Source organism: Gluconobacter sp. Dm-44, from assembly GCF_018256175.1.
Classification (GTDB): domain Bacteria; phylum Pseudomonadota; class Alphaproteobacteria; order Acetobacterales; family Acetobacteraceae; genus Gluconobacter; species Gluconobacter cadivus.
Map to the genome: position 1 here is coordinate 35,354 of NZ_JAERLZ010000014.1, position 12,316 is coordinate 47,669.

Below are 12,316 nucleotides of genomic sequence, written 5' to 3' on the forward strand. Positions count from 1 at the left end.
GATCATAGATAGAAAAATGATCGGGAAAGTTCGTTTTCTTGCTGCTGCCATGACGCTCTCCGGTGTGCCGGTTGCGAAGGCTTTTGATGTTTCATCTGTCTGTAAAACGGCGGTGCAAGCTGCCGAACAGCAGGCAGGAATCCCGCCTCGTCTTTTAGATGCCATCAGTCGTGTGGAGAGCGGGCGGCGGGACCCGAATGGTTCGGCGACCGTCGCCTGGCCTTGGACCGTCAATGCGGCTGGAAAAGGGTATTTCTACGAGAGCAAGGACGAAGCCATTGCGGCTGTGCGGGATTTTCAGGCGCACGGCATCGTTTCGATTGATGTGGGCTGTATGCAGATCAACCTGCATCATCATCCGGACGCTTTTTTTTCGCTTGAAGACGCTTTTGATCCGTTCAGCAATGCCCGCTACGGTGCCCGTTTTCTGTCTGGATTGCATAACCAGCTTCAAGGCTGGCCCGCGGCGACGGCAGCCTATCACTCCCTCACCCCGGCCCTTGGTGCGGATTACGCTCGACATGTTCTGGCCATCTGGAACGGACAACCTGACAGCTACAGGCCGCCTGATTTTCTGCCGCAGGTTGTCATGACAGCATCAGGTCTTCAGGCCATGCTTCCAGCCGCCCGACCTGCGCCCTATTTTGCGCTGAACAGGCAATCCGGATTTTCCGAACGTCCGACGCCGCGTGTGGAAGCCATGCCGTCTGTTCACATGGTGTCTTACGCGCCACCGCCCCGGATCATCCATCATGCCGTCGGTCAGGCTGGAAGCGCTCTGCCTGTGCATGGCGGACGGGATCTTGCGTCCTACCGCGCCATGCCGGTCCGGCTTGCGTGGCGTCAGCGCTGATCAGAACCCGGACCAGCCACCCCCTGCTCCTGCATACGCCCCATGACGGGAAGAGTGATGTTGGGTGATTGAGGCACTGCCATCATCGGACGTATGAGCGCAGGCTGATAGTCCCAGAAGAATTATCAAGATCGATGTGCGAAACATCATTTTTCAGCGCACCTTAACACTTTGAAACGCTTCGTTAGAGAACTTGGACTAATACGGTTCGTTTTGTGCTTCACGAGAGGAGAAGAAGCATGAAGTTCCTGTTTTGCCTGTTCATCGGCGCACTTACAGCCCGGATGTGGTTCCGTGTTCTGGCCAATACATCATGGCGTTCCGCGTTGGGGGAGAGCAGGACGATCTGATTAGAAAAACTCTGGGGCTTCAGGGCGTGAGGCATCAAGCCAGCCCTGAAGCATATAGGCGGCGGCCATCTTGTCGACGACTTCGGCACGCCGTCCTCGTGTCATGTCGGCATCCTGGATCAGGAAACGGTTGACGGCACTGGAAGACAGCCGTTCGTCCCATAGTCCTGCGGGAATCCCGAGACGTTCGGACAAAGCCTGCGTCCAGTCGGAGGCTGCACGGGCTGCAGGGCCAAAAGATCCATCCAGTGAAAGCGGCAGTCCGACAACAAGGGCGCCGACGTCCTGCGTGCGGACGATCTTGGCAAGTTCCTGAGCGTTTTCTCCCAGTTTTCTGCGCTTGAGGCCGATCAATGGGGAGGCCAGCATGAGAGAAACATCCGTCAGCGCGACGCCGATGGTCTTCGATCCGGGGTCCAGCCCGAGGATGCGCTGACCGGATTGAACGAGATTACGGAGATCATGTGGATTGAACAGGGGCATAGCACGGCGTTATGATCCCCTCGAAGGCTGAAAAGCCACCATAAAATTTCCTCTTGCTCAGGAATATTCATGTCGCTCGACGCGAAAACGGTTACGCGCATCGCCAGACTGGCGAGGATCGGTCTCCAGCCCGGAGAGGTTGAAACTCTCGGACAGGATATGGGCTCCATCATCGACTGGGTGGAACAGCTCAAGGAAGTGGATGTCACGGGCGTTGATCCCATGATTGGTACGGGTCTGGCAAAGCCCCGTCTGCGGGAAGATCGGGTCACGGATGGCGATTGCCGTGACAAGGTTCTGGCCAATGCCCCCGAACGGGAAGGTCCGTTCTTCACGGTACCGAAGGTGGTTGAATAATGTCCGGCATTCACGATTTCACGCTGGCTTCGGCCCGGGACGCGCTCAAGGCGCGCAAGATCTCTGCGGTCGAACTGACGAACGCTCATATTGACGCGATCGAGCGTCTGGACGGTCAGCTCAACAGCTTCATCACCCGCACGCCCGATCGGGCCCGCGAAGGCGCCAAGGCTGCGGACGCGGCTCTGGCCAAGGGCGAAGGCGGGAACCTTTGCGGTATTCCGCTGGGCATCAAGGATCTGTTCTGCACGAATGGCGTTCGCACTACGGCGGCCAGCAAAATCCTTGGCAATTTCGTACCGCCTTATGAAAGCACGGTTACGGCCAATCTGCTTAAAGACGGTGCAGTTTTTCTGGGCAAGCTGAATCTTGATGAGTTTGCCATGGGGTCGGCCAATCTGACCTCCGCGTTCGGTCCGGTTGAAAATCCTTGGAAGCGCAAGGATTCTGACGCCAAGCTGGTTCCGGGTGGGTCTTCCGGTGGATCAGCCGCAGCAGTCGCGGCTGGGCTCGTGCTGGGTGCGACGGGCACGGATACGGGTGGTTCCATCCGTCAGCCGGCGGCTTTTACGGGCATTGCCGGGATCAAGCCGACTTATGGGCGCTGTTCGCGTTTCGGGACGATCGCTTTTGCAAGCTCGCTCGATCAGGCTGGTCCGATGGCCCGTAATCTTCAGGATTGCGCCATTCTGCTCGAATCGATGGCCGGTTTCGATCCGCGCGATTCCACGAGTGTTGATACGCCCGTTCCGAACTACGAAGCTGCGCTGAAGCGTGGCGTCAAAGGACTGCGCGTTGGTATTCCTAAAGAATATCATGTGGACGGCATGCCTGCGGAGATCGAGGCACTGTGGCAGCAGGGTATGACCTGGCTGCGGGATGCTGGTGCGGAAATTGTTGAGGTTTCCCTGCCTCATACGAAATACGGCCTTCCCACCTATTACATCGCGGCTCTGGCCGAAGCGTCTTCGAATCTTGCGCGCTACGATGGTGTTCGTTTTGGTGAGCGTGTGAGTGCACCTTCGCTGGATGGTCTCTATGAAGCCAGCCGTGCTGCTGGTTTTGGTGAAGAGGTCAAGCGCCGCATCCTGATCGGCACGCATGTGCTGTCTTCGGGTTATTACGATGCTTATTACCTGCGCGCGCAGAAGGTCCGGACGCTGATTCAGCAAGACTTCCTGAAAGCTTTCGAGAATGTCGATGTTCTTCTGACGCCGACCGCACCATCGGGTGCTTTCGCGCGGGACGAAAAGCCGACCGATCCGGTGCAGATGTATCTTAATGACGTCTTTACGGTTCCGGCGAGCATGGCGGGCGTCCCTGCCCTGTCCGTTCCGGCTGGTCTGGATGCGCGCGGTGTGCCGCTTGGGTTGCAGCTTATCGGTAAGTTCTTCGATGAAGAGACGCTGATTGCTGCCGGTCATGCCATTGAGCAGGCGGCGGAGTTCCATCACAGACCCACCCTTCATGCAGGAGTGTCGGCATGAGCTATCGTATTACCGGCAGCACCGGTGAATGGGAAATTGTTGTCGGTCTTGAGGTTCATGCTCAGGTCGTTAGCGAAGCCAAGCTCTTTTCCGGCGCTTCGGCGGAATATGGCGGCGAACCGAACACGCATGTCAGCCTCGTCGATGCTGGTTTTCCGGGCATGCTTCCGGTTCTGAATCAGGAATGCGTTGCACAGGCGGTCCGTACAGGTCTGGGGCTCGAAGCTGAGATCAATCTGTTCAGTCGCTTCGACCGTAAGAACTATTTCTATGCCGATCTGCCCACCGGCTATCAGATCAGCCAGTTTGCCCATCCGATTATTGGCAAGGGTAAGGTTCTTGTCGATCTGACCGATGGCAGCACGCGTGAAATCGGTGTGACGCGTCTGCATCTGGAGCAGGACGCTGGCAAGTCAATCCATGATCAGGACCCGACGCGCTCTTTCATCGACCTGAATCGTGCCGGGGTGGCGCTGATGGAAATCGTCAGTGAGCCGGATATCCGTTCGCCTGAAGAAGCTGGCGCCTATCTGCGCAAGCTGCGGCAGATACTGCGCTATATCGGCACCTGTGACGGGAACATGGAGGAAGGGTCCATGCGCGCCGATGTGAACGTGTCAGTTCGCAAGCCGGACGAGACGGAATATCGCACGCGTTGTGAGATCAAGAACGTCAACTCGATCCGCTTTGTCATGATGGCCATCGAAGTCGAGGCGCAGCGGCAGATTGAAGTCTGGGAAGCTGGGGGCACCGTCGATCAGGAGACACGCCTGTTCGATCACGTCAGAAGCGAAACGCGCTCTTTGCGCAGCAAGGAAGATGCGCACGATTATCGCTACTTCCCTGACCCTGACCTTCTGCCGTTGGTCATCGAACAGTCGTGGGTTGACGAACTCAAGGCGGCCCTGCCTGAGTTGCCTGAAGCCAAGCGCGCTCGTCTGGAAGCAGAATACGGTGTCAGCCGCTATGAGTCTTCCGTTCTGTGTGTTGAACAGGCGACTGCGGATTTCTACGAAACCGTGGCGCGTGGCGCCGATGCCCGTCTGGCGGCAAACTGGATGCTGGGTGATTTTTTCGCAGCGCTGAACCGCACTGGCCGTTCCATTGAAGACAGCCCGGTGAGTGCGGAAGGTCTGCGAGAGCTTCTGGGCCTGATTTCCAACTCTACGATCAATGGCAAGATCGCTAAGGAAGTCTTGGAAGACATGGTCGAGACGGGCGATTCTGCCTCTGCCATCGTTGAGCGTAAGGGTCTCCGTCAGGTTACGGACACAGGGGCCATTGAAAGCGCCATTCGCGATATTCTTACGGCGAACACCGATAAAGTCGAAGAATATAAAAGCGGTAAGGACAAGCTTTTCGGCTTTTTTGTCGGTCAGACGATGAAGGCCATGAAGGGTAAGGGTAACCCTGCCCTCGTTAATGAAACTCTGAAGAAACTTCTTTCAGAGTAAGGCGAAAAAAATGTTCTTAGGGGGTTTGACCACGACGCGGTTACCCCCTAAGAACACTCCTGCTTACGCAGTGCAAACCGCGTAAAGTGCGGAGGGGTGGCCGAGAGGCTGAAGGCGGCGGATTGCTAATCCGTTATACGATGTAAGTCGTATCGTGGGTTCGAATCCCATCCCCTCCGCCAGTATTTTTCAAGACATAATGGCCCGAATATTTGTTGCCCAAGGGTGTATCCTGCGGGACTTTATTTCCGTTTCGGAAATCTGTAGAGGCTGTGGCCTATGTCAGAGAATTCTATTCCAGTCTATCTGGCCGGTGATCTGGTGTTCAGGCCGCAGGCTCTTGATTTGTTTGCGCGTTTGAAATCGATCTGCGCAGAATATGGTCTTGAGGGTGTTGCACCTTTTGATGGGCAGGCCGAAGCACGTCTGCTGCCTCCGGGGCGGGAGACTATTCTTGCCTTTGTCCGCGCGGACCGTGATCTGATGGACCGTTGTGCCGCAGGTTTGTTCTGTATTGATCCGTTCCGTCGTTCTCCGGAGATGGACCCAGGAACGGCGGTTGAAATCGGTTACATGCTGGGTCTTGGAAAGCCGATGGAGGCTTATACCGTAGACGGACGCCTCTATTCCGAGAAGGTCGAGACTTACTGGCGGGATGTGTGGAATGAGAGCCTTTCCGCTAGGCCTGAGAGTGATGCCCCCTCCTCAGGGTGTATGGAAGATCCCGATGGCATGCTGGTCCATTCTGAAGGGCTGCTTCAGAATGGAATGGTCGAGGGTTTTATTGAGATGGCGGGCGGCAGCGTCGCCATTGATGGCGATTTTTTTAAAGCGTTTCGGCAGGCTGCCGCGTGTCTTTCGAAACGGCTTTACGCAGAAATATAAACTCAGCTTCAGTTTTTGGCGTAGACCCCCTGTCTACAGCGGGGAGCTAGACTGCAGACGCTACATACGACAGTCATTGATGCATCATCATTGAAGGAGCAGCTTGCAGAACGCTCCATGGCATATCCGCGCGGCGGAGGTTCTGTTTGGAAGGCTGTTACGACGCGCGTTATCCATTGCTGAAGCGGCTTCGGCAATTCAGCGTCATGATGAGACCATCGCAGAATATCATCTGTTGTACGGCCAATCCGGTGCGCAAGCTGGTCATTCGACCATTGAGTCACTTGCAGAAAATCAGTCAACGTTACACGTGGCACGTTACAGCCTTCCGAAAGTGTAAGATGACAAAGAGCGTATATCCCTTCATATTTTTCGTCAATAAATCGTTAAAATTTCCTATGGATGATATTTTGGCTGAGTAGTGTCTCTTTGTTTCAATATGTTATTCATTGAGTAAAAAATTTTATACAAAACAATATCGGGAATTCAGGAATAATTTCTAGATTTTATGGAAGTGTTGTTTGTTTTTTTGAAAGCGGCGCAGTCCAATATGGCCGATTTTTTCTAGAATCGGGGTGGTCATTCGTAGGAGCCAAGGCATGATCAGGCATGCATGAGCGAAAATCCCATCCAGCGCAGGTAGAAAGATTTCACGTCCCCTTCCTTCGCTGGTCCGGATGATCAGGCTGGCCACATGCCGCGCCGGAAGAGGCTTGTTGACAAAGTTGAGTACGGATCCACCATCCCGTGTTTCCTGTTCAAGCATTGGAGTGTCGACGGCGCCAAGAAAGATAGACGAAACTCGGATTGTTCCGGCTTTGAACTCCAACGCCAATGACCGTGCAAAACCCCTGAGGCCGAACTTTGTTGCGCTATACACGGCACTTCCCTGAAGGGGCATGACGCCAGCAATGGAATTGACGAAGACGATATGTGAAGCCGGGGACAGGTTTGGCAGCAACTGACTGGTCATGAGTATTGGTGATGTCAGATTGATCGCCATCTGTTCTTCAAGGCTGTGCCGAGTGAGATCTTTGGTCAACTCGGGCTGTATTTTTCCAGCGCAATGAATCAATAGTCCGATACTTTTTTTTCTTTCCAGAATGGCGGCACTGATGGCCTCCAGATCTTCAGGTTTGGTAAGATCACAATAAACAGCCTCAAACCGACCGTTTCTGCTGGAAATCTGTTCTTCAGCTTTGCGTGGTTGGCGCGTCAGTAGAAGAACATCCCATCCTTTTTCCAGAAGAAGCCCTGCAATTTCACATCCAATTCCGCCTGTTCCACCCGTCATGACGGCGCAAGATGGTACTGACACTCCCTTTTTGAAGGAAAAAAGCTTCATGTATTGTATGAACCAGTCGGAATTGAGGGTGTCAGGGCGTTCATGATCGGCTTTCTGGAAAAACTGTTAAATCTTCATAACGCGATAGCCGCATGCATCCTATGGTTTTCTTACATATGAAGGCAGGAGAAGGAATGTTGTGCGTTATAGGGGGGAATTGCGTGGCTATAGCCAATGATAACGGTTCAACCGCTTATTCTAATAAGACAGGCAGTTTGCGCAAAGTGTCGGATTGACACATGATTTTCCTCGGTGCGCGCGACTTTGCTTCTCTATGAAGATGCTTTCCGTGCTGCCCCATCAACCTAACTCTCCTAACCGCCTTTTGGGCGGTTTTTTTATGTCTGGAGATACATGCGCAACCGCTTCTTCGTATTCGGTGCCGCCCATGCGTCTGTCGGCCGTTTCGGTGGCATGCAAACTCCGACCACAGATCAGTTGAGGGGCGATGAAGCCTATGGTCTGCCGCGGCAGCAGAGCTGGCTGGGTCTTCCGGGTAGGACGCCGGAACGCTGAAAATTTCGACGTGTTTCTGAACGACATGAGGACTGCATGACCACAATTCATAATCTTACCCCATCTCCGCTGCGGACGATTACTTTGCAGGGATGCAACGGAGTCGTCTCTCAAGTCACTTTTTGTCCGAAGTCGTCTGCTGACTGTCTGGATTATTCGCTGGATTTCTCGGCGCTTCTGGCCGGGACAGGTGATACGCTTGTCGCCATCAGATCGGCCAAGGTTATTACGGCAAGTGGAGATTATGCTCTTACGGTCATGTGGAGTGCCGTCGCCGGGACGATGGTGGTGGCATTTCTCGCGAGCGGCCAGCCGGATACGACGCAGAAAATCCTCTTCGAGATTACGACGCAGCAGGGCCGGGTCTATTCCGTAATGGCCGTCTTGCAGATCACGGACCTTACCGCTGCGACCGCCCCACCATCGGATTTCCCTGCCGACACCCTGACGAACGGCAACGTGCTGATCGCGGGCGTGGAGGCGCTGCCTTCGGGTTATTCGTCGAACGGTCAGGTCGTCATGGCGACTGAGGATGCCGCCCCGGTTGGCACGCCATCTTTCAAGAGCGTGACGGCCGGGACGTATGCCGGTGATGGTTCCGGACTGAATGTCACGTCAGGCGGCAAAGCCCAGACCATCGATCAATGGGTTGCATCGCTCTCCTCGGGCGGTGTGCAGAGTGTCGGTGTCAAATCGATTGATGTGACTCAGGACCCTGTCACGACCGGCCAGCCTTCGACCGTAACGCTGACGGCTACTCTCACTGATGGCACGACGACGGCACCGACAACATTCGTGGCTCCAGCCGGTGCTACAGGTGCTACAGGTGCTACAGGTGCTACAGGTGCTACAGGTGCTACAGGTGCTACAGGTGCTACAGGTGCAGCTGGACCGAAAGGCGATACGGGCGCAACAGGTGCGGCTGGTCCTGCCGGCGAGTCCGGCATAGGAATAGCGTCCGTCGCCGTAAGTCAAGGGACGGTCGTAGCGGGTCAGGCATCCACGGTTACGCTCACAGCGACAATGAGCAATGGTGCAACCGCTCCAGCAGTTTCTTTTCAAGCACCGGCAGGTGCGCCGGGTTCAGGCGGAAGTACGACGGATCTGACAGCGGCGGCGATTAATACCGCCTTAGGATACACTGCGGCGAACGGCGCGAGTTATCTGCCGTTACAAATGGCATCGATTTCAAATATTCCTGCTTTAACGCATCCCTCCGATGCAGGCTCGGACGATTCTCTGTTTTCAATGTGGGATATCGGGAATAACCACAGTATTAATGTTGGATTTAACTCCAATAATAACTACAACAGATTTACATTAGTATCAAAAGACAATAACCCGCCTTGCCTGACGTTACAGGACAAGGACGGCTATCAAGGATATCTATTTACGCATAATTCCAGTGGAAACACGGCGCTTGCGTCGCCATGGTTTGGTATAGATGGCACTTGGGGCGAGAGCGGTATTGCGTGGATCGAAAAGGATTGGGAAGGCGTTTATTGGAAGATATCGTGTCCATCTACGCAAAATGGTGCTGCTACCTTCAATATTACAGCCGCATCTTCCGACAGTTCTGCTTATCTGGCCACGCCCGCTGTATCCATTACCCGCGCCACGAACCAGGCCACTCTGGCAGTAGAACCTCTTGTTCTGGCTTATAACGCCTACACCTTCGCTACACTGCCGACATCCCCTGTTGCGTGGCAGCGTGCTGTCGTGACGGACAAGACCATCGGCTCTGGCGCTCAGGGTGTTATGGCGATGTGGAACCCAAATACGAAGGCGTGGACAGGTCTGGGTGGAGAGGCGCTGGTATGAGGAGGCTGGCGCTCTGTGGAATGCTTGCTTTTTCTGGCTGTTCTGCCGGGTCTGTCGCGCCCGTCACAATCAGTCAGGCCATTGCCGGGGTGCAGGCGGATCTGACGAAAGCCGGAGTGGTCAGTGTGTCGGGTGTGCAGCATTGGACGGCCGATCAGGCCGCCCGGTTCGACGCCAACGTCCGGGCGCTTCAGTGCGCGCAGAACACGTCCGATCCGGTCGTGGCCATGATTGCCGGGCCGGTGACGATGGATCTGTCCGGCACGTTTAGTCAGTCGGGGTCGTTCTCCGTCTCGACGTCAAGCTTTACCCCTGTTTTTGGTTTGCAGGCCGATGCCAGCCGAACGAAGGGCCAAACTCTAAGTCTTCCGGTCCAGTTCGTGCCTCTGTCGGCGCTGCCTGATGCCGAGGCTGGACGTGAGGTCGGATATGTCGGAGCACTTCTGGGGCAGAACGATGCGGTCCGTGTTGAAGCCGCAACGCGGATCGAAGCAGATCGATCCGCGTTGGCTGCGCATGTCCAGTTGTTAATCGGTGGATATGCTTCCCCCTGCCCGCCCGGATCAGATCATCCATTTGTTGGTGTTCGCGGAAAGTGATTTTCGGGATCTTTCAGTTCATCCTTAATCTTGAAGATCAGAAGGATGAACTATCAAGGTAAGTGTTATTATGTAAACATATTATTTTTAAAAAAATTATATTTCAGGTCTGTTCGTGTTTTGATCTAAAAAAGAATATAGGTCGCATTCATTTTTCAAGTGAAGAGTAAGATCGTTCAACAGTTTATTCTTGAATCTCGGTATGACCCAGTGGAGATCTACGGTAAGACGGTGGCCAGGAACGATTTCGATTAGATTTCCCTGAGATAGATAGCTGTCCACCAAGGCGTGCGGCTGTAACCCCCATCCAAAACTATTGAGTGTAAAATCCAGAAAGCCGTGCGTAGAGGGGACGTAATGTATCCGCCGCGGTAGATCTGTCTTGTGCAGAGCATGCAACCATCGCGCCTCCAGACCATCGTCGCGGTCAAAGCATATGCACGGTGCCTCCTGAAACTCCGCTGCGGTACCTCCGGTTCTGAAGTATTGCGCTGCAAAATCAGGAGTAGCGCAGGCAACGTACTGCATGCCCCCGAGCTGGATGGAGCTGCATCCCGGGACTGGCTCTGTTTGGGCTGTGATTGCAGCGATAACCTCGCCTGATCTTAAGCGGTCAGCCGTACAGGTTTCATCCTCGACAAGAAGGTCCAAACAAATTCCTTCTTTCATAGCAAAGCGTGAGATTGCACCTGGAAACCACGTTGCAAGACTATCAGCATTTACGGCAATTCTCAGAGTAACCTCAGGTGGAGACAAGGGCCCTGACGCGAAGGAAAGATGAGGGATTTCCGCTTCGAGCAGATGAACCCTGTCGAGATGGATCACCAGGGCCTGGCCCAGTTCTGTCGGCCTGCACGGTTGGCCGCGAATAATCAGCAGAGCACCCAGCCGGTCTTCGTATCCTCTGACGCGCTGAGAAACAGCAGAAGCCGTAATGTTTAATTTTCTGGCCGCACTGTCGAAGGAGCCTTCCCGGATGACAGCGCTTACGGCCGCAAGAGCATTATAATCCAACACCAATAAAGGATTGCTTCATCAGGATAAGAAAAACAAGTTTTCCTTTTTCGAAGTCGCTCCGTAAGGAGGCTGAATGATGTCTTTCATTACAAGCTTTTTTTCCGGTTTTGCGCTTTCTGCCTCACTGATTGTCGCGATCGGCGCTCAGAATCTGTTCGTTCTTCGACAGGGTCTGAAGAAAGAGCATGTCGGTCCCATTGTCCTTTTCTGCGGCTTTTCAGATGCTATCCTGATTATCGCGGGGGTGAGTGGAATGGGGGCTCTGCTGGAGGCTTTCCCACAAATCGCGAAAGGATTTACGCTCGCCGGTGCTGGGTTTCTGTTCTGGTATGGCCTAAGAACGCTGCGTCAGGTTACTCTCTCGGAGAGCATGACAGTCACTCAAGGCGCTTCTGTTGCTTTGTCGAAAGCATTGACCTCAGTCGCAGCGTTTACCTGGCTTAATCCGCATGTCTATCTCGATACGGTTCTCTTGATGGGCGCAGCGTCGACAGCGCAGCCACTTCCCCTTAGGCCCTTTTTTGCAGCCGGGGCGGCATCTGCCAGTTTTCTATGGTTTGGTGCATTAGGCTATGGTGCACGTTTTTTACAGCCAATATTCGCTACGCCGAAATCCTGGAAGGTTCTGGATCTTGTTATTGGGTGCGTAATGCTTTTTCTCGCAACCCTTTTGCTGGTACAAGATCTCTAAAATTGTCTGCGAATACAGTGAATATTGCAGGATGATGAGGCTGGAAATCGACTTAACAGGAAAAAGTAAATCTTCTGAACGGATACAGAACAAACTATACTGTTTCTTGCCAACGCAACCTGAGTTTATATCGCAATATATGAGATAGGATTTCCAAGAATTTCGGATGGTGGGCGCGACAGGGATTGAACCTGTGACCCCTGCCGTGTGAAGGCAGCCTAAATATCCCTCTAAGTAACTGATAAGAATATATTTTTTCTAACGTCATCAGGTGGGATTGCCTACTTTTTGCACTAACACCTCCCTTTCGACGTCACAGGATTCATCGCCAAGTCAGCGTCCCCTGCCCTCGCCCAGATTTATCCCGTGTCATCAGAGAATCATTGACGCGTTCTGCTTTGTTCTCTTTCTGTTCTCATTATGGAGGCCAGAAACATGAACTACCAAGGCGACCGCAC

General features: G+C 53.9%; 13 protein-coding genes and 1 tRNA gene. 11 read left to right on the plus strand and 3 right to left on the minus strand.

Annotated elements, in window-relative coordinates; all coding sequences use genetic code 11:
• Window positions 1-16: 16 nt before the first annotated feature.
• Window positions 17-853 (plus strand): lytic transglycosylase domain-containing protein, encoded by an 837-nt coding sequence (locus JK213_RS13500; protein WP_194263286.1) that lies wholly within the window; start codon window positions 17-19, stop codon window positions 851-853.
• Between the two features lie 350 nt (window positions 854-1,203).
• On the opposite strand, the gene ruvX is transcribed toward JK213_RS13500, so the two are convergent.
• The gene (gene ruvX / locus JK213_RS13505; RefSeq protein WP_194263285.1) at window positions 1,204-1,686 is read right to left on the minus strand and encodes a Holliday junction resolvase RuvX; all 483 of its coding nucleotides are present in this window, start codon (window positions 1,684-1,686) and stop codon (window positions 1,204-1,206) included.
• 69 nt (window positions 1,687-1,755) lie between these two features.
• Here ruvX and gatC point away from each other — a divergent pair, with 69 nt between their 5' ends.
• The 6 genes from gatC (at window position 1,756) to JK213_RS13535 (ending at window position 6,209) form a co-directional block, all read left to right on the plus strand.
• Entirely contained in the window at window positions 1,756-2,043 is a 288-nt protein-coding gene (gene gatC, locus JK213_RS13510) for an Asp-tRNA(Asn)/Glu-tRNA(Gln) amidotransferase subunit GatC (RefSeq protein ID WP_194263284.1), read from the plus strand.
• Complete coding sequence (gene gatA, locus JK213_RS13515; RefSeq protein WP_194263283.1) at window positions 2,043-3,530, plus strand: Asp-tRNA(Asn)/Glu-tRNA(Gln) amidotransferase subunit GatA; 1,488 nt, start codon at window positions 2,043-2,045, stop codon at window positions 3,528-3,530. The genes gatC and gatA overlap by 1 nt, the downstream gene beginning before the upstream one ends.
• Window positions 3,527-4,984, plus strand: a complete 1,458-nt coding sequence (gatB, locus tag JK213_RS13520) for an Asp-tRNA(Asn)/Glu-tRNA(Gln) amidotransferase subunit GatB (RefSeq protein ID WP_194263282.1) — start codon at window positions 3,527-3,529, stop codon at window positions 4,982-4,984. The genes gatA and gatB overlap by 4 nt, the downstream gene beginning before the upstream one ends.
• Before the next feature lie 90 nt (window positions 4,985-5,074).
• Window positions 5,075-5,166: transfer RNA gene (locus JK213_RS13525), tRNA-Ser, on the plus strand.
• A gap of 97 nt (window positions 5,167-5,263) precedes the next feature.
• Entirely contained in the window at window positions 5,264-5,869 is a 606-nt protein-coding gene (locus tag JK213_RS13530; RefSeq protein WP_194263281.1) for a nucleoside 2-deoxyribosyltransferase, read from the plus strand.
• Window positions 5,870-5,972: 103 nt separating this feature from the next.
• Entirely contained in the window at window positions 5,973-6,209 is a 237-nt protein-coding gene (locus JK213_RS13535) for a hypothetical protein (RefSeq protein WP_211571744.1), read from the plus strand.
• 159 nt (window positions 6,210-6,368) lie between these two features.
• On the opposite strand, the gene JK213_RS13540 is transcribed toward JK213_RS13535, so the two are convergent.
• Window positions 6,369-7,214 (minus strand): SDR family NAD(P)-dependent oxidoreductase, encoded by an 846-nt coding sequence (locus JK213_RS13540; RefSeq protein WP_194263280.1) that lies wholly within the window; start codon window positions 7,212-7,214, stop codon window positions 6,369-6,371.
• Window positions 7,215-7,568: 354 nt separating this feature from the next.
• On the opposite strand from JK213_RS13540, the gene JK213_RS13545 reads away from it, so the two are divergent.
• From JK213_RS13545 to JK213_RS13555, 3 genes are read left to right on the plus strand one after another with little or no spacing between them, the layout of a single operon-like run.
• Entirely contained in the window at window positions 7,569-7,730 is a 162-nt protein-coding gene (locus JK213_RS13545) for a hypothetical protein (RefSeq protein WP_194263279.1), read from the plus strand.
• Between the two features lie 36 nt (window positions 7,731-7,766).
• Complete coding sequence (locus JK213_RS13550; RefSeq protein WP_228125646.1) at window positions 7,767-9,551, plus strand: hypothetical protein; 1,785 nt, start codon at window positions 7,767-7,769, stop codon at window positions 9,549-9,551.
• Between the two features lie 20 nt (window positions 9,552-9,571).
• Window positions 9,572-10,150 carry a hypothetical protein gene (locus tag JK213_RS13555; protein ID WP_228125639.1) on the plus strand — a complete coding sequence of 193 codons (579 nt, stop codon included), beginning with the start codon at window positions 9,572-9,574 and terminating at the stop codon, window positions 10,148-10,150.
• 96 nt (window positions 10,151-10,246) lie between these two features.
• On the opposite strand, the gene JK213_RS13560 is transcribed toward JK213_RS13555, so the two are convergent.
• On the minus strand, window positions 10,247-11,167 hold the full coding sequence (locus JK213_RS13560) for a LysR family transcriptional regulator ArgP (protein WP_194263278.1): 921 nt from the start codon (window positions 11,165-11,167) through the stop codon (window positions 10,247-10,249).
• A gap of 76 nt (window positions 11,168-11,243) precedes the next feature.
• Here JK213_RS13560 and JK213_RS13565 point away from each other — a divergent pair, with 76 nt between their 5' ends.
• Entirely contained in the window at window positions 11,244-11,858 is a 615-nt protein-coding gene (locus JK213_RS13565) for a LysE/ArgO family amino acid transporter (RefSeq protein ID WP_194263311.1), read from the plus strand.
• Window positions 11,859-12,316 lie beyond the last annotated feature (458 nt).